The following is a 17,596-nucleotide window of genomic DNA, read 5'->3' as shown; positions in this document are numbered from 1 at the left end:
ATCACAACATGAGCCATTTTCATGGTCAGGGATTAATGCGGACAGCGGAGGGTTGCGCAAACGGAGGGGTTGATGGAATTGGCCTGTAAAACACAAGGTTATTCTGGTATTGGATGAGTCAGAGACCGTATCCACGCCATCATACATTGCATCAAGATGGAACAAACCTCCTCCCGGTTATCTATGCGATATTTCGCACCATCGATGAAATCATTTCTTTTGTTTTTTGTGGTCCTTAATACGGTGCTTAATGACAATTATTACTCATCCGAGTTTAGGAACAGATCTTTTAATTCGGAAGTTATGAGCATTGTTGATAAGCGTCAACTTCTACTTTTTTGCGCAAAAATAACCATAGCGTGGAATTTTTCCCTTTCCCTAAAACAATGGCTCTGTGGTTTCTTAGCCTATCATCGTGACCAATTAAATATAATCCATTGATTTACATAGTGAATAACCCATTGACAAAGGTTCCATTATCTCTATTGACATACTTCCATTCCAGTCGTAGGGTAAAAAAAGCACTGTTTTTATAAACAGTGCTTTGCCAATAATTTTCGCACTTAATCAGCAAAAAGGAACTTACAATGGCTGACCAAAAAAATAATGCCCTGGTACTAAATGGTGTCAACGATGACATTAAAGAACTCAAATCTCTGAGTAAACTACGCGAGCGACTTGTTAGCGACCAGGAAATCGTGTCAAAAGCTGCAAACGGATTCCGGCTCTCGAACGGCAATACCGGTGTCATTCTCCGTAACGATGGCAGAGATTTTTACGCCCTGACCACCGCCAGCGGCCAGGCTCAGGACGGGGGGTGGAATACCCTCCGTCCGTTTTCGTTCAGTCTGTCCACAGGTCGCGTCTCTCTGCGCAACGGTGTCGATATTTCGGGTGGGGCAGTGGTCTCACATAACGCCGGCATCAGTACATCAACCACAGGCCCCTCCCCCCTCATCTCAGGCCAGATTTATAATGCCGCTTCTCTCTTCACCGACTTCACAACAGGGAATATCACGACGAGAATGTTGATTGGGTCAAGGATTAATCCCGGGAAGGAGGAATGCGGCCTGATTTCATATCGTGACCAGGGCGGAAAATGGAACGAACTACAGCTGAAACCCAATGCCGAGCTGACTGTCGGTCAGATTAAAAAACGCAATCCTGATGGCTGGTTCTGGGCGGAGGGAAACAAAAATAACAGCAGCACTGAACGGGTGACGAATGGGGTTCATCTGCAGGGCGCCGGTGACCTGTTTGCCAACGTCTATCACTATGAGCGTATAGGAAAAAACCATTTCATGGGGGTCCATGTTGGTAATGGTAGTGCTAATGGCTGGTACGAATTTCGCCAGGATGGTAACGCGTTTGCCAATGGCGGATGGCACAGCAGTTCTGATGCCCGCATGAAAACGGATATCGAAAAAATCGACAATGCGCTGGACAAACTCGGCAGCATCGGCGGTTATACCTATATCAAACAGGGCGTGCCGGAAGCCGGCGTGATTGCCCAGGAAGTGGAGGAAGTACTGCCACAGTCCGTCACACATACCACGCTAACGCTCAATGATGGCAGCATGCTTGAAGATGCTCGTGCCGTTAACATCAACGGTGTGGTGGCCCTGCTGGTTGAAGCGCTCAGAGAAGAGAAACAGGCCAGACAGTCGCTTGAGCGACGTCTGGTAGCGCTTGCAGAACGTGTGGGCCGGGAGGACTGATTCATGGATAAGTATGAATACAATAATGGTGTGAAGCCGGTGTCGGGGTGTTTCCGACTGTCGACAGATGAAAACGGAGCGAGCTGTCGGGTTACCCCTGTCGATGAAAAACAGATAAAGGCAGAACACTATGGCAACTGAACTGAATGGACCGGGACATATTGCCGGGGATTATAAAGGTGGTTCTGGCGCTAATCTTAATGAACAGGGTGACAGTTCAACTCCGGGGGGAAGTAATAATGGCAATTCCGGTAACCATGACCCGAATACGGCCTCCTCATTTGCTGCGGGTAAACAGATTGCTGCCGTAAAAAGCGACCCAAAAGTACGCCAGAAACTGTCGGATTTAATTAAAGGTGCAAAAGCAATTAATCCGAATGCACGCCTTTTTATCAGCGATCTTTCGCAAAACGGCATGTTGACTATCGGAATCGATGGTTTAACGGTTGAGCAAACGTCTTCTCTTGGTCTGAGTGGAATAATTACCATCACCGGCACTGACGGCCCTCATTCCTTTGGCAGTTTTGACACCGGGCATAAAGTCAGGGATTTCGATAGCCGGCCGGATAGCAATAATGGTACTGCAGAAAATCTGGCAGAAAACAAGACTTCACTTGAGACCTATGCCTCTGTCATGCAGGGAGAAATACCCAAGGGATACTGGCTTGATAATGAAAAAATCAAGACTGAAGTCATTGTAACATTCGAAATTAACGGCGGAGGCAAAGGCAACGACCGAACGGGCTACAGAAAAGAAAATGCGGAGGTTAAATCGCTGACTGAAGCATATAAAAACTGGAAGAAAATAAAAGGCCAAATTGCAGAAGAGGCTCGTAAAGCAGAAGAAGCTCGCAAAGCAGAAGAGGCTCGTAAGGCAGAAAAGGCTCGTAAAGTCTTGTTTGCAAAAGCGGGTATCCTGGATGCCCCGGTTTACACGCCGGGGATGGTGAAAGCGGCGAATGTGGCGTTGTCTGCAGAAAGCGCGATGCCGTTAAACCGGGCTCCGGGGATGATACAGCTTTCTGCGGGGGCAGCGGGAGTGCTTCCCTTTAACAGCGAACTGGCAGGATGGGAGGCTGGAGCAATCTGGCGCGGAGTGACAGAACTGGCCAATTCACGGGCTGTTTCTGCTCTGGCTGGAGGCGTCATGGTTGCCATGGCACTCACCGTTATCAGAGCTGCACTTGATATTCCGGAGGCAGGTAAAGGCAGTGATAAAGTTCCCGGACGTGATATCAACATGCTGGCTGTTCAGGCCAGTCTTCTCAACACAGAGAAAGTAAACATCGAACCGGGAATGACAAGTGTTAACCTGCCCGTGAGAGGCTTTATCACCACGGACAGTGACGGGAGACAATCCGTGATGCTGGTGAAAACCGGCACCGGCAGTGTGTCTGCGACGGTGCCGGTACTCAGCGCTGTACGTGATAAGACGACCGGCCTTGATAAAATCACGGTGCCTGCGGTAGCTGGTGCCCCGTCTCGGACCATTCTGGTGAACCCGGTGCCGGTCGGTCCGGCGGCGCCGTCCCATACCGGCAACACTACTCCGGTTCCGGTGACGCCGGTACATACTGGTACGGAGGTGAAACAGGCAGACAGTATCGTCACCACAACGTTCCCGGCTGCGGACCTTCCGGCGTTGCAGGACTTCATCTACTGGCAGCCCGATGCGACCGGAAGCGGTGTTGAACCTATTTATGTGATGCTGAACGACCCATTGGACTCGGGAAGGTTTACGCGCAGACAGCTCCAAAGGAAGTACAAACACGCCATTGATTTTGGTATCAATGATACGAAGATAAACAGTGAAACGTTGACTAAATTCAGGGATATTATTGAATCTCACCTTACTGATAAGGACACCGTCGAAAAGGGTACGTACCGGAGAGATAAGGGATCAAAAGTTTACTTTAATCCCAAAACAATGCGTGCTGTTATTATTCGGGGGAATGGTGATTTTTTATCTGGATGGAAAATAGACCCAATGGAAGAGAATGGTAAAATATATCTAGATACGGGGATTTTATGAGTAGGTTAAAACTAATTGAATTAGGTCGGGATTTTTTAAATAAAAAAATCAGTGCGGATGAGTTTGTATTAAGCATCGTGATAGCAAGAAGGGAATCATATGGAAGCGAAGAGATAAATAAAGATATAAATCATTGTGGAGGAGAGCTATTTACTATTGCAGACTGCTATAACCCTGAATCCGATAGGGAAAATTATGAGCTCGACGAGCAGGGCTTAAGAAAAGAAGTAAAAGCCATCCTGGAAAAGTTTAACCTTCTCTAATTCAATAAATTTTAAAATACAGAATGTTAGAGGTTCAGTACCTGAACCCCTAACATTCACGATGGCTTTGTTGAATAAATCGAATTGTGGGCGGCTGTAACTTCTATGTGGGTTACCTTGCCATTGCCGACAAAATGGACCACGATAGATAGCGCGGTATCCAACAGGTGCCGTTCTTAGGGTTACATTTCGTCCGGTGACGCCGGGCTTGTCCTTGAAACAGAAGTGGATTAAGGAGTAAGAATGAAATCGAACCACCATGCACGTCATCTTCTCGGTCTGAACTATAAACTCTCCCAGCAGAAAAAAGTGGTGCTGGACGGCGAGAGTGAAACCACCATTAACCATGCTCATGCCACCGGGCGCAAACGCCGCGCTGGCTAACTCTTCAGCTGAGTGATGATAAAAACACCGTCCTTTCGTCAGGATGGTGTTTTTTTAACACAATTCCCCCTCTTTGATAGCATCTGCTCTATAATCTGCCCCGCTGCTTTCCCTGCCAGCCCGCACGCTTATCGCCGCGCCCGGTCTGAAGTGAACATCAAGGAGTTAGTGCGATGCAATTCACCCATAAAAAAAACCGTTCTCTGTATATCCCTTACGCTGGCCCCGTTCTGCTCGAATTTCCCCTTCTCAACAAAGGTAGCGCCTTCAGCATGGAAGAGCGCAGCAGCTTTAACCTGCTGGGCTTGCTGCCAGAAGTGGTTGAGACCATCGAAGAGCAAGCTGAACGTGCCTGGATCCAGTACCAGGGATTTAAAACTGAGATCGATAAACACATTTACCTGCGCAACATTCAGGACACCAACGAAACGCTGTTTTACCGCCTGATCGGCAACCATCTCGACGAGATGATGCCGGTTATCTATACCCCGACCGTCGGCGCGGCCTGTGAACGTTTCTCCGAGATCTACCGCCGATCACGTGGGGTTTTCATCTCCTATCAAAACCGCCACAACCTTGACGACATCCTGCAAAACGTCCCGAACCACAACGTCAAAGTTATCGTCGTTACCGACGGTGAACGTATTCTCGGTCTTGGTGACCAGGGTATCGGCGGGATGGGGATCCCGATTGGCAAACTGTCGCTGTATACCACCTGCGGCGGTATCAGCCCGGCCTATACGCTGCCGATCGTGCTGGATGTCGGCACCAACAACCAGCAGTTGCTCGACGATCCGCTGTATATGGGCTGGCGTCATCCGCGTATTACCGACGACGACTATTACCAGTTTGTCGATGACGTGATCCAGGCGATTAAACACCGCTGGCCGGACGTGCTGCTGCAGTTCGAAGATTTCGCGCAGAAGAACGCCATGCCGCTGCTTAACCGCTATCGTAATGAAATTTGCTCATTCAACGATGATATTCAGGGTACCGCTTCGGTTACCGTCGGCACGCTGATTGCCGCCAGCCGCGGCGCGGGAAGCCAGCTGAGCGAACAGAAAATTGTCTTCCTCGGCGCCGGTTCTGCCGGATGCGGTATCGCCGAGCAGATCATCGCACAGATCCAGCGTGAAGGACTCAGCGAAGAAGAAGCACGCCAGCGCGTGTTTATGGTTGACCGTTTCGGCCTGCTGACCGACGCGATGCCTAATCTGCTGCCGTTCCAGAGCAAGCTGGTGCAGAAGCGTGACAACCTGCAGCAGTGGGATACCACCAACGAAGTCCTGTCCCTGCTCGATGTGGTGCGTAACGTCAAACCGAATATTCTGATCGGCGTGTCTGGCCAACCAGGTCTGTTCACCGAAGAGATTATTCGCGAGATGCATAAGCACTGCCCGCGCCCGATCGTGATGCCGCTGTCGAACCCGACTTCGCGGGTGGAAGCGACGCCGCAGAACATCCTGAGCTGGACCGACGGCGAAGCGCTGGTTGCAACCGGCAGCCCGTTTGCGCCGGTGACGCTCAAAGGCAAGCAGTATGTGATTGCTCAGTGCAACAACTCCTATATCTTCCCGGGTATCGGTCTTGGGGTTATTGCCTCTGGCGCTTCCAGAGTCACGGAAGACATGCTGATGGCCGCCAGCGAAACCCTGGCAAAACACTCGCCGCTGGTGAACAACGGCGAAGGCCCGGTGCTGCCGGAGCTGAAAGATATCCAGACCGTTTCGCGCGCCATCGCCTTTTCGGTCGGGAAAGTCGCCCAGGAGCAAGGTGTCGCGGTCAAGACTTCAGCCGAAGCGCTGTTGCAGTCCATCAGCGATAACTTCTGGCTGCCGGAGTACCGCAACTACCGCCGGACCTCGATCTGATTTTGTTAGCTAAGCTTAACGGGCCTGCTTGCAGGCCCTTTTTTTGTGCCCAGCCCCCACCATCTTTTGTTGCTAGCCAAATCCCGGCCAGGGTTCTACACTGCCTGTACCCATTAACCTACTGGATAAAATAAGGAGGACCCTATGCTGTTACGTGAAATATCGACTTTTTCACTGACATTTGGTCATCGTACCCGCTCAAGCGTTATCGATATCGTGCTGCGATAACTTCGGCTTGAGCGAAGACACCAGAGACTAACTCCCTTCCCTCGGGCTTACCGGGTTATCGTCAGCGATGTTTGACGAGGCATTTCTATGCCTGTAACTCTTGAGTAAGTTCACGATGAGTACATTATTTACCGCACAATCCCTGCATGTTGAAACGGCATTCGGGCCGCTTTTCATCGACCTCTCTTTTACGCTGAAAAAAGGCGACCGCATCGGCCTGATGGGCCACAACGGCTGCGGAAAAAGCACCCTGCTACAGGTGCTGGACGGCACATTGGCGCCGAATTCTGGCAGCGTGGCGCTAGCGCACCATTGTCTGCTGGCGCGGGTTGAGCAACATATATCCGCCGATCTGCTGCAACATCCTCTGGTTGAGGTAGTGCTGGCACGCCTGCCCGCCGCCGAACGCGAACGCCAGCGCTGGCAGGCCGAACGTCTGCTGGCGGAGATGGGGTTTGTCGCCGCGGAATTCAGCCAGTGCGCCGCGACGCTTAGCGGCGGTCAGCATACTCGCCTGCTGCTGGCACGGGCATTAATTCAACAACCGGACCTGTTATTGCTGGACGAGCCGGGCAACCATCTCGATCTCCCGACCTTGTTGTGGCTGGAAAGCTTCTTACAAACCTGGCAGGGGAGCTTCGTTGTGGTGTCGCATGATAATCTCTTACTGAATGCTGTAACTAATACCAGTTGGATCCTACGCGACAACACCCTGCACGCCTTCTCCCTGCCCTGTACCGCCGCCCGTCAGGCGCTGGCGGAACGGGATGAAAGTGACGCGCTGCGTCATAAGGCCGAACAACGAGAAATTGACCGCGTCAGCGCTAGCGCCAAACGGCTGGCGACCTGGGGACAGGTCTATGACAACGAAGATCTCTCGCGCAAAGCCAAGCAGATGGAAAAGCAGGTCACCCGCCTGAAAGAAAGCCAGACCGAACTGACCAGCGGCACCCCGTGGCGACTGGCGTTAAACGGCGATGCGCTGCGCGCTGACCGGTTGCTTGAAATCTCGCAGCTCCCGGTCGCTCCGGCCCCTGGCCTGCCTGCCCTGTTCACCGCCGAACACGCGCGCCTGCGCAGCGGCGACCGGGTGGCCATCATGGGGCGTAACGGCGGCGGTAAATCGTCGCTGCTGCGCCTGCTGTGGCGGCAGATGCAGGAGACAGTTGTGGTAGACGGAATCAGCCTGCATCCCCGGCTGAAGCCCGGCTACTATGACCAGTCGTTGCATCAGTTGCCGGATAACGCCACTTTGCTGGAGGCGCTGGAACCTTTTGAACCCGCCGCGGAATCCCGCAAACGGGCGCTGATCGGCGCCGGTTTTGGCTGGAGTCGTCACGGACAAAAGGTTAGTACTCTCAGCGGCGGCGAGCGATCGCGGCTGCTGTTTGTCGGCCTGTCGCTGGCTCGCTACAGTCTGTTGTTGCTGGATGAACCGACCAACCATCTGGATATGGAAGGTAAAGAGGCGCTGGCAGGCTGCCTGCGGGACTATCCCGGCGGCCTGCTGTTGGTCAGTCACGACCGTCAGCTAATCGACCAGAGCTGTAACCGCTTCTGGTTGATTGACGAAAACGGGCTGAGCGAGTGGTACAGCGCGGACGAGATTTACGCGCGTCTGCGCGAGACGACGCGCCAGCCCGTCATGCACGTTGATAGCGCGACGACCCCCGCAGCGCCTGCTGAAGATGAGGACGATCTGCTGGAACAGCTGATTGTTCTGGAGCAACGGCTGGCGGAAGATCTGTCCCGCAAGCCGAAGCACCAGAAGCCCCAGCTTCAGGCGCAATGGCGAGAGGCTATCGCTGCGCTTCATGCCAGACTGCAATAATCCCGCACGACCGCCGGCTAAGGTCACCCCTTAGCCGGCTTTTCCTCACCAACGATTGAGGGGGTTATTCTGCTGAACTGCTGTTCGGTCATCATCATCCCCCACTGATCGCCCTGCCACTCTTTAGACAGCGTAAATCCGAAGGATTCATACAGCTTGCGCGCGGCGTTCAGACCGCTGAAGGTCCACAGCTGCACCCCCGCAAAGGCGTGGCGATCGCAGAAGGCCATCGCCTGCGCCAACAGGCGCCGTCCGACGCCGCTGCCCCGGCAGCTGTCATCAAGGATAAACCAGCGCAGATGGGCCTGGTTATCGCCGAGGTCTTCACCATCGATGGCCACCGAGCCGACAATCGTGCCGTTGTGTATCGCCAACCAGATTTGATTACGCTTGGCGCTAAGCCGTGGGGAAAACTCCGCCAGGCCGCTGGCGACTTTGCCCTCAAAAAAGTGACCAAAATTATAGTTCCGGGCGTAGTACTCGCCATGCATCTGCGCGATACGGCCAATCATCCCGGGATGATAGCCGGTGACGATCTCAATGCGCTTTCCCGTCTCAGGCAGCGGCCGATCGCGGCATTGTGCCAGCGCCTGCGCGTAGGCGTTGAGCCCCTGCGCCACGCTGGCCTGCTGTTCAGCATCGAGATGCGCCAGCGCATCAACCACCCGCATCGCGCCGTATTCGTTGATCCTGACTACCGTTGCCCGGCCCTTGTCCGTTAGCTCAAGCTGCTTATAGCGGGCGTCGTTATCGGCAGTTTTCTCCTCGATTTCCCCCGCCGCCAGTAGCCGCGATAGCATGCGGCTGACGCTCGATTTCTCAAGGCCCAGAATCTGTACCAGCTGCGCGGCAGTCATCGCCCCGTGTCCGGCGATCTCCAGCAGCGTATGGACGGCGGAGGGGGAATACTCGGTTGCTGCGAGAGTGGAATTCATAAAGCCGAGTTCGCGAACCATCAGGCGGGAGGCACGGCGGATATCATTGATCAGCGGTGTATTAGTCATTGGCGTAGTGGCAAGGTGATTTATAGTTGCACAATACAACCATTGTTGATATTGCCCTGTCAACCGGCGTGGCAGGCGGCACCCGGCCCTGCACTGGCGGGATATTCTGGCTTATCGCCAACGAGTCAGGAGAAAAAATGGCCGGAGGTAGTCTTTGCAGATTGAGTGGTTAACAGGCGCCGTCAGACGCCTGTTTTAATCTTATTGCGGTTTTTTGGCTTTCCAGGCATCCCAGGCCTGCTTAATTTCCTGCTTCGCCGCGTCGGCATCATTAAAACCGTTCAGCTCCACTTTTTTGCGGCCATCCGGTAACTGCTTATAGACGCGGAAAAAGGCCTGCAGGCGTTCCTGCTCAATTTTCGGCAGGTCGCTGATGTTTTTGATGTCGTCATAGGTCGGGTCGATTTTGCTGGCCGGGACCGCAATGATCTTATCGTCCTTCTCCCCACCATCGATCATTTTCAGCACGCCGATGGCCCGCAGTTTGATCAGCGTCCCCGGTGCCATCGGTGCGCGGGTGTAGAACACCACGTCCAGCGGATCGCCATCCCCCGCCAGCGACTGGGTCAGTGAACCATAGTTAGCCGGATAGGCTACCGGCATTGACTGGAAACGGTCGGTAATAATAAAACCGGTTTTGGCGTCGGTCTCGTACTTGATAATCCCACCCGTCGGGATCTCAGTGACCGCGTAGAACTCTTCCGGGTTGTTATCCGGCTGTGGAAAATCAAGGATGTTGTCAGCCTGAACGGCAGCAGACAGGAAAAGTGCGGCGCTGAAGATGGTTTTTACCAGATGCATTGTTGTATCACTCTGTCGTTATAAGAAATTTGTCGCTGACAGCGTGCCGATAAGCCATGAAAGAATAATGACACTTGTGTTTCACCATTATTAACAGCCATGCGAGCGGAATATAACCATCTTTTTCACTATCCGTGCTGACAAACTCCACACATTTAACTACCTCACTTGCATTCCTTGCCATATGGGTTAATCCTTAATGAGTATTATTCCTAGGTAATACCACAATTTTTTCCTCAAATTTCAAGGAGTAGATATGAAGGCAGCCGTCGTCACCCACGATCATCAGGTCAATGTAACGGAAAAAACACTGCGCCCTCTGCAACACGGAGAGGCTTTGCTGAAAATGGAGTGCTGTGGCGTGTGCCACACCGACCTGCACGTGAAAAACGGCGATTTTGGCGATACCACCGGGATCATTCTCGGCCATGAAGGGGTCGGGGTGGTTCAGCAGGTAGGCCCAGGCGTCACCTCCCTGAAACCAGGCGACCGTGCCAGCGTGGCATGGTTCTTCGAAGGCTGTGGACACTGTGATTACTGTAACAGCGGCAACGAAACGCTGTGTCGCTCGGTCAAAAATGCCGGTTACAGCGTCGATGGTGGGATGGCCGAAGAGTGCATCGTGACCGCTAACTATGCTGTCAAAGTACCGGACGGGCTGGACTCCGCTGCTGCCAGCAGCATCACCTGTGCCGGGGTTACCACCTATAAAGCGGTGAAAGTGTCCCACATTAAACCGGGCCAATGGATTGCAATCTACGGCCTTGGCGGCCTCGGCAACCTGGCGCTGCAGTATGCGAAAAACGTCTTTAATGCCAAAGTTATCGCCATCGACGTTAACGATGCGCAGCTGGCGCTGGCATCCGAGATGGGCGCAGATCTGACCATCAACTCCCGCAATGAAGATGCGGCGAAGATCATTCAGGAAAAAACCGGTGGCGCACAGGCTGCGGTTGTCACCGCCGTGGCCAAAGCAGCGTTTAACTCCGCCGTTGACGCGGTACGCGCCGGTGGCCGCGTGGTCGCCGTCGGCCTGCCGCCGGAAGCCATGAGCCTGAATATTCCGCGCCTGGTACTGGATGGTATAGAAGTGGTTGGTTCGCTGGTCGGCACCCGTCAGGATCTGACCGAAGCCTTCCAGTTCGCCGCCGAAGGCAAAGTGGTACCGAAAGTGACCCTGCGCCCGCTGGGCGATATCAACGCTATCTTTAAAGAGATGGAACAGGGACAGATTCGCGGCCGTATGGTTATCGACTTCCGCCGCTAATCCTCGCGCCTCTCCCTTCGGGAGAGGCCGTTTTACCCCACAGCGTCGTTCCCATCTCACAGCAGATTTTCCCCCGGCACGGCAAATGCCTTTTCCGCAAATGCTTAGCGCAATTCCTTGGTTCCTTTGTTTTTAGCCGCACCTGATGATGGCAAGACAATAGATAACAAAGGAATTCACCATGCAAAGCCGTGTTCGCCTGCCCGCGTTGGCAGCCCTTATTTTCTCCGCTGCTTTTTCCGCCTGGGGCGCCGATACACCGGTCAAAGGGGGAACATTAGTCTATCTGGAGCAACAGCCACATACCAATCTCTACCCGCCAGCCGGTGGCTTCTACCCCAACGGCGGGATCCTGAACCAGATAACCGATAAGCTGACCTGGCAAAATCCGAAGACCCTGGAAGTCGAACCGTGGATCGCACAAAGCTGGGTCACCAACGCCGACAAAACCGAATATACCTTTACCCTACGCCCCGGCGTGACCTTCTCCGACGGCACGCCGCTGGATGCTAACGCGGTCGCCAAAAATTTCGATACCTACGGCCTCGGCAATAAGGCCCAGCGCCTGCCGGTCTCTGAAGTCATCAACAATTACGACCACAGTGAAGTTATCGATCCGCTGACGGTCAGGTTCTACTTCAAAAAACCGTCACCCGGTTTCCTGCAGGGTACCGCCACTATCGGCTCCGGGCTGGTTTCCCTTAGCACCCTACAGCGCAATTTCGACGAGCTTGGCGATGCGCGCCATATCATTGGATCCGGGCCCTTTGTGGTCAAAGATGAAAAACCGGGCCGCGAACTGACGCTGGTTGCGCGCAAAGATTATCAGTGGGGGCCGAAAAACCTCGCGCAACAAGGGCCAGCCAACCTCGACGGCATCACTATTATCGTCACGCCGGAAGACAGCGTACGTATCGGCGCATTGCTGGCGGGCCAGGCTGGTTTTATCCGTCAGGTTCAGGCCTACGATGAGAAACAGACTACCGATCAGGGCCTGCGGGTGTACGCTGCACCAACCCGCGGGGTTAATGACAGCCTGAGCTTCCGCCCCGATAACCCGCTGGTTTCAGACCTGCGCGTGCGTCAGGCGTTACTGCACGCCACCAACGCCAGACAGGTGGTCGATACCCTGTTCTCTGCTAACTATCCGCAGGCTACCTCGGTACTCGCCAGCACGGCGGCGGGCTACGTTAATCTCAGCGACAAACTGACCTTCGATCAGGCCAAATCCCGACAGCTGCTTGATGACGCTGGCTGGAAACCGGCCGCCGATGGCATCCGGGAGAAAGCGGGCCAGCGCCTGGCGCTGACGGTCTATGAGTCTCTGCCGCAGCCGCAAAACAAAGAGGTGCTACAGCTGATTGCCCAGCAGTGGCGCCAGGTCGGCGTCGCGTTGAGCGTGAAAGCCGGCGACGCCGGCAGTCGGGTTATCGATAATCTTGACCCACTGAAGACCCCGCTGACCGTGTCGGAAGTCGGCCGCGCGGACCCGGACGTGGTGAAAAGCATGTTCTTCCCGGCCAACCGCGACGCCCTGCTGCAACGGGGTGGCTCCAGCGACAAAGTGCAACAGTTCCGTGACGATAAGCTCAACGATCTGCTGAGCGCCATTTCCGCCGAAGTCGATACGCCAAAACGGCTACAGCTGACCGGAGATGCCCAACGCTATCTGTTGGATAACGCCTACGTGATCCCAATCTTTGAAGAGCCGCAGGTCTTTGCCGGTGCGCCCTGGGTACAAGGTGTCAGTTTCGAAGCCGTAGGTCGCCCGTCGTTCTATGGCGCGTGGCTGGAAAAGCACTAAGGAGCCGCGAATGAGCAACCATCTCCTGCGGCGTCTCGGCTCCGGTTTACTGGTGCTATGGGCGGCGTTTACCCTCTCCTTCGTGCTGCTGCAGGTGCTGCCGGGTGACGCGGTGCTGATCAAGTTCCAGAATCCGGATCTCGGTCTCAGCCCGTCACAAATCGCCGAAATGCGCATGGCCTACGGGGCCGACAGCCCGCTCTGGACCCAGTATTTTCACACCTTAACGGCGATGTTGCAGGGGGATTTCGGCTATTCGTTACAGGCGGGGATCGCGGTCAGCACGCTGCTTGCCAGCAACCTGCCGGATACGCTGAGCCTGGCGGTCCCGGCGTTTATCCTCGCTATCGCGCTGGCATTTAGTCTGGCCTTTGCCGCCCGCCTGCCGGGCCTGCGCTGGCTGAGCAATGCCCTGCAATCCTTACCGGTGCTGTTTATCTCGCTGCCGACCTTTTGGTTAGGCATCGCGCTGATTCAGCTCTTCTCCTTCCAGCTGCGTTGGATCCCGGTGATCAACCCGGGGCCGTTGCAGGGGTTGATTCTGCCCGTTATCGCCGTCGCGGTGCCCATTTCCGCCCCGCTGGCGCAGATCCTGATGCGCAGTATGGATCAGGTAGCCGCCCTGCCGTTTGTCGCCGTCGCCCGCGCCAAAGGAATGAGCGAAACCGCCGTCCTGTGGCGACATGTCACCGGCAACGCCCTGCTGCCGGTGTTAAATATTGCCGGATTGCTGCTGGGGGAGCTGATTGCCGGCGCCTTAATCACCGAAACCGTATTTGGTCGCGGCGGCCTCGGTCAACTGACCCAGCAGGCGGTCAACAATCAGGATATTGCCGTGTTACAGGCGGTGGTGATGATTTCCGCCCTCGCTTTTGTGTTGATTAACCTGCTGGTGGATCTGCTGATGCCGCTGCTCGATCCTCGTCTGAACACCGTTACCGGAGGGGTGATATGAGCCTTGTTGATTACGCCACTGCCGCCCGTCGACGGGCGCCTCACCGCCAGCCTCTTCGCTGGCGTCCGGGATTATGGCTGGCCTGGAGCGTGATGATCCTCGCGTTGTTGATGGCGCTGGCACCACAGTGGTTCAGCACCGGAAATCCGCTGGAGGGTATCGCTGGCGCCCAGCGCCTGCCACCGCAGGCGGCGCACTGGCTGGGCACTGACCAGCTCGGGCGTGATCTGTGGACGCGAATTGTCTACGGCGCGGTGCATTCCCTTTCCGCGGCGCTGGCGGCGGTCGCCATTGGGCTGCTGATCGGCACGACCCTCGGCACCCTGGCCGGCGCTGTGGCCGGACGCGTCGAATCGCTGGTGATGCGCCTGGTAGACGTGCTGTTGGCAATCCCATCGCTGCTGCTGTCATTAACGGTGATCATTCTGCTCGGCTTCGGTACCGTAAACGCAGCGGTGGCCGTCGGGATCGCTAGCGTGGCCAGTTTTGCCCGTCTGGCGCGCGCGGAAGTGGTCCGCGTGCGCCACAGCGACTACGTCGAAGCAGCATTCGGTAGCGGCGGCACCTTCTTCGCCGTCTTCTGGCGGCATATTTTGCCCAATTCCCTGACCGCCGTGCTGGCCTTCGCGACCCTGCAGTTTGGTCAGGCGATCCTCGCCCTCTCCACCCTGAGTTTTCTCGGCTACGGCACGCCACCGCCGGTGCCGGAATGGGGCCTGCTGATTGCCGAAGGACGGAACTATCTGTCAACCGCCTGGTGGCTGACCACCTTCCCCGGGGTGGCGGTGATTGCCGTGGTACTGGCGGCAAACCGTATCAGCCGTCAATTCACCGGAGAACGCTCATGACCGTATTACGCGTGGAAAATCTGCGCATCAGCTACCGTTCGCACCAGCGCTGGCAGGAAGTGGTGCATAACGTCAGCTTCACCCTCAACCCCGGCGAAATGCTGGCCCTGGTCGGTGAATCCGGTTCCGGTAAAACCACCACCGCCCAGGCGATTATCGGCCTGCTGGCAGACAACGCCCGGCGCGACAGCGGGCGCATTGAGATCAACGGCGAGGATATCAGCCGCTGGTCAGGCAAGCGGCTCGATAGCCTGCGCGGCGCGCGCATCAGCCTGATCCCGCAGGACCCCGGTAATGCCCTGAATCCGGTACAAACCATCGGGACACAGGTCGCTGAAATTCTGAGTCTGCATCAGAAAGCCAGCGCCGCCGAGCGCAAACAGCAGGTGCTGGCGCTGTTAACGAAAGTTGGCCTCAGTCACCCCGAACAGCGCTTCAATCAGTATCCACACCAGCTCTCCGGCGGCATGAAGCAACGGGTGTTAATCGCTATCGCCGTGGCCCTTAAGCCGGATTTGATTATTGCCGATGAACCGACCAGCGCCCTGGATGTGACCGTACAAAAGCGCATTCTCGACCTGCTTGATGCCCTGCGCCGGGAGTCCGGGACGGCGGTGCTGTTTGTCACCCACGATCTGGCGCTGGCGGCCCAGCGCGCCGACCGACTGCTGGTCTTTCGCCACGGGGAAATTCAGGAACAAGGTCTGACGGCGGATGTGGTGCGCACCCCGCAGCACGCCTACACTCGCCAGCTGTTGAGCGATCTGCAGGGCGAACGGCTGACCACCGGCGCGAAGGGCCGCCATACGCTGGGCACCCCGGCGATCCGCGCCGTCGATATCAGTAAGCGTTTTGCGCTCGGGAACGGACAGCTGCAGGCGCTGGACGCGGTCAGCTTCGTGGTCACACGCGGAACGACTCACGCCCTGGTAGGCGAATCCGGTTCCGGCAAAACCACGCTGGCGCGGATCCTGCTGGGTTTTGAGCGCGCCGACAGCGGTCACATCGCCATTGACGGGATTGACGCCGGTCATTTAAGCCGCGAGGCGCAGCGTCAGCTACGACGCAAAATTCAGTTTGTCTATCAGAACCCATTCGCCTCGCTCGACCCGCGCCAGACGCTGTTTGCGATTATCGAAGAACCGCTGAAGAATTTTGAGCCGCTGCCGCCGGCGCTTCGCCGCGCCCGGGTCGAGGCGGTTGCCGCCCGGGTTGCGCTGGCTCCGGAACTGCTGACGCGAACCGCCCGCGAACTCTCCGGCGGCCAGCGCCAGCGGGTGGCCATTGCCCGTGCGCTGGTGCTGGAGCCGACGATTCTGGTCCTTGATGAAGCCACGTCGGCGCTGGACGTCACGGTGCAGGCGCAAATCCTCGCCCTGCTTCAGCAATTACAACAGCAACTGGGGCTGAGCTACCTGTTTATTACCCACGACCTGGCGACGGTACGCCGCATCGCCCAGAGCGTCACGGTGCTACGCGCCGGTCAGGTGGTGGAGTCCGGCGAGGTCAACCGCCTGTTCAACCAGCCCCAGCACGACTATACCCGCGAGCTCATCGCCGCCATTCCACACGTATCCACCCTCAGCAAGGAGATCGCATGACGCGTAAACGCCTGGGTTTTTTCACCCGCCTGCTGGACCATGCCACCCCGCAAGCACGCTACCGGCTGGCAAGCGAGCAGATCCGTCACGCCGAGCGCCTCGGTTTTGACAGCGCGTGGGTGGCGCAGCACCACTTCCACGAACAGGAAGGCGGCCTGCCTTCACCGCTGGTTTTTCTCGCCCATGTTGCAGCACAGACCGAACGGATCCGTCTTGGAACCGCCATTATTACGCTACCGATGGAAAATGCGCTGCGGGTCGCCGAGGACGCGGCGGTGCTGGATTTATTAGCCGACGGGCGCCTTGAAATTGGTTTCGGTTCCGGCGGTACGCCAACCTCATTTCTGCCATTTGGCTTAACCAGCGAACAACGCGGGGCGGCCTTTGCCGATAACCTGCATCAGATCCACAGCGCCTGGCGCGGCGATTCTCTCGCCCATCCCGATAATCATCTCTATCCGCCAGCGCCACAGCTGGCACAACGGATCTGGATAGCCACCTTTTCCATAGACGGTGCCGTTCGCGCCGGCCAGGCCGGTCACGGTTTAATGCTTTCCCGGACCCAGCCGCGCCCGCCCGGACAGCCGGACTTAACGTTGGATGCGATCCAGAATCCGCTGATCGATGCCTATCTTGCGGCGCTGCCCGCCGGTATCGCCCCGCGGATCCTCGCCTCGCGCACCGCCTTTGTGGCCGACAGCCAGGACTACGCCCTGCAGGTCGCCGAACCGGGGTTGCGCCAGCAGGCGGCGGCCCATCGCGCCGCCGGCCATCAGGTAATCGGTGACACTGTCACAGAGCATCTGTCACAATTCGACGCCCACGTCGGTGATGTCGACCATGTTCAGGCATCGCTGGCACAGGACAGTGTCCTGGCTCGCGTCACCGATATTTCGTTCCAGGTGCACTCCGTTGAGCCATCGCACCGCGACACCCTGCGTTCCATTGAGCTGATCGCTCAGCATATCGCCCCGCAACTAAGGTAGGAG

14 protein-coding genes are annotated in these 17,596 nt (G+C 56.2%); 12 read left to right on the top strand and 2 right to left on the bottom strand.

Features of this window, described 5'->3' with window-relative positions; all coding sequences use genetic code 11:
- The first annotated feature begins 587 nt into the window (after positions 1-587).
- The 6 genes from ACMYSO_RS01390 (at position 588) to ACMYSO_RS01365 (ending at position 8,327) form a co-directional block, all read left to right on the top strand.
- Complete coding sequence (locus tag ACMYSO_RS01390; protein ID WP_434668900.1) at positions 588-1,718, top strand: tail fiber domain-containing protein; 1,131 nt, start codon at positions 588-590, stop codon at positions 1,716-1,718.
- Between the two features lie 130 nt (positions 1,719-1,848).
- On the top strand, positions 1,849-3,750 hold the full coding sequence (locus tag ACMYSO_RS01385) for an S-type pyocin domain-containing protein (RefSeq protein ID WP_434668899.1): 1,902 nt from the start codon (positions 1,849-1,851) through the stop codon (positions 3,748-3,750).
- Complete coding sequence (locus ACMYSO_RS01380; protein ID WP_434668898.1) at positions 3,747-4,013, top strand: colicin immunity domain-containing protein; 267 nt, start codon at positions 3,747-3,749, stop codon at positions 4,011-4,013. Before ACMYSO_RS01385 ends, ACMYSO_RS01380 begins: the two co-directional genes overlap by 4 nt.
- Positions 4,014-4,256: 243 nt before the next feature.
- Entirely contained in the window at positions 4,257-4,397 is a 141-nt protein-coding gene (gene sra, locus ACMYSO_RS01375) for a stationary-phase-induced ribosome-associated protein (protein ID WP_123754269.1), read from the top strand.
- Positions 4,398-4,570: 173 nt separating this feature from the next.
- Positions 4,571-6,268, top strand: coding sequence for an NAD-dependent malic enzyme (locus tag ACMYSO_RS01370; RefSeq protein ID WP_434668897.1), 1,698 nt, complete (start codon positions 4,571-4,573; stop codon positions 6,266-6,268).
- A 343-nt stretch (positions 6,269-6,611) separates the two neighbouring features.
- Entirely contained in the window at positions 6,612-8,327 is a 1,716-nt protein-coding gene (locus ACMYSO_RS01365; protein ID WP_434668895.1) for an ABC-F family ATP-binding cassette domain-containing protein, read from the top strand.
- Positions 8,328-8,350: 23 nt separating this feature from the next.
- Here ACMYSO_RS01365 and ACMYSO_RS01360 read toward each other — a convergent pair whose 3' ends face one another.
- Positions 8,351-9,331 carry a bifunctional helix-turn-helix transcriptional regulator/GNAT family N-acetyltransferase gene (locus tag ACMYSO_RS01360; protein ID WP_434668893.1) on the bottom strand — a complete coding sequence of 327 codons (981 nt, stop codon included), beginning with the start codon at positions 9,329-9,331 and terminating at the stop codon, positions 8,351-8,353.
- Between the two features lie 201 nt (positions 9,332-9,532).
- Complete coding sequence (locus ACMYSO_RS01355) at positions 9,533-10,132, bottom strand: inorganic diphosphatase (RefSeq protein WP_434668891.1); 600 nt, start codon at positions 10,130-10,132, stop codon at positions 9,533-9,535.
- A gap of 256 nt (positions 10,133-10,388) precedes the next feature.
- On the opposite strand from ACMYSO_RS01355, the gene adhP reads away from it, so the two are divergent.
- The 6 genes from adhP (at position 10,389) to ACMYSO_RS01325 (ending at position 17,593) form a co-directional block, all read left to right on the top strand.
- Complete coding sequence (gene adhP, locus ACMYSO_RS01350; protein ID WP_434584886.1) at positions 10,389-11,399, top strand: alcohol dehydrogenase AdhP; 1,011 nt, start codon at positions 10,389-10,391, stop codon at positions 11,397-11,399.
- Between the two features lie 181 nt (positions 11,400-11,580).
- Complete coding sequence (locus ACMYSO_RS01345) at positions 11,581-13,203, top strand: TIGR04028 family ABC transporter substrate-binding protein (RefSeq protein WP_434584887.1); 1,623 nt, start codon at positions 11,581-11,583, stop codon at positions 13,201-13,203.
- A gap of 10 nt (positions 13,204-13,213) precedes the next feature.
- On the top strand, positions 13,214-14,158 hold the full coding sequence (locus ACMYSO_RS01340) for an ABC transporter permease (RefSeq protein ID WP_434668890.1): 945 nt from the start codon (positions 13,214-13,216) through the stop codon (positions 14,156-14,158).
- Positions 14,155-15,006: an ABC transporter permease gene (locus tag ACMYSO_RS01335; RefSeq protein ID WP_434668888.1), complete on the top strand. Its 852-nt coding sequence runs from the start codon at positions 14,155-14,157 to the stop codon at positions 15,004-15,006. Before ACMYSO_RS01340 ends, ACMYSO_RS01335 begins: the two co-directional genes overlap by 4 nt.
- Positions 15,003-16,607 carry a dipeptide ABC transporter ATP-binding protein gene (locus ACMYSO_RS01330; RefSeq protein WP_434668886.1) on the top strand — a complete coding sequence of 535 codons (1,605 nt, stop codon included), beginning with the start codon at positions 15,003-15,005 and terminating at the stop codon, positions 16,605-16,607. The genes ACMYSO_RS01335 and ACMYSO_RS01330 overlap by 4 nt, the downstream gene beginning before the upstream one ends.
- Complete coding sequence (locus tag ACMYSO_RS01325) at positions 16,604-17,593, top strand: putative FMN-dependent luciferase-like monooxygenase (protein WP_434668884.1); 990 nt, start codon at positions 16,604-16,606, stop codon at positions 17,591-17,593. The genes ACMYSO_RS01330 and ACMYSO_RS01325 overlap by 4 nt, the downstream gene beginning before the upstream one ends.
- The last annotated feature ends 3 nt before the right edge of the window (positions 17,594-17,596 follow it).

It is taken from the genome of Klebsiella sp. B345 (assembly GCF_051131735.1).
Classification (GTDB): domain Bacteria; phylum Pseudomonadota; class Gammaproteobacteria; order Enterobacterales; family Enterobacteriaceae; genus Klebsiella.
The sequence above is the reverse complement of the archived record's forward strand: the minus strand, read 5'-3'. Positions and strand labels throughout refer to the sequence as shown.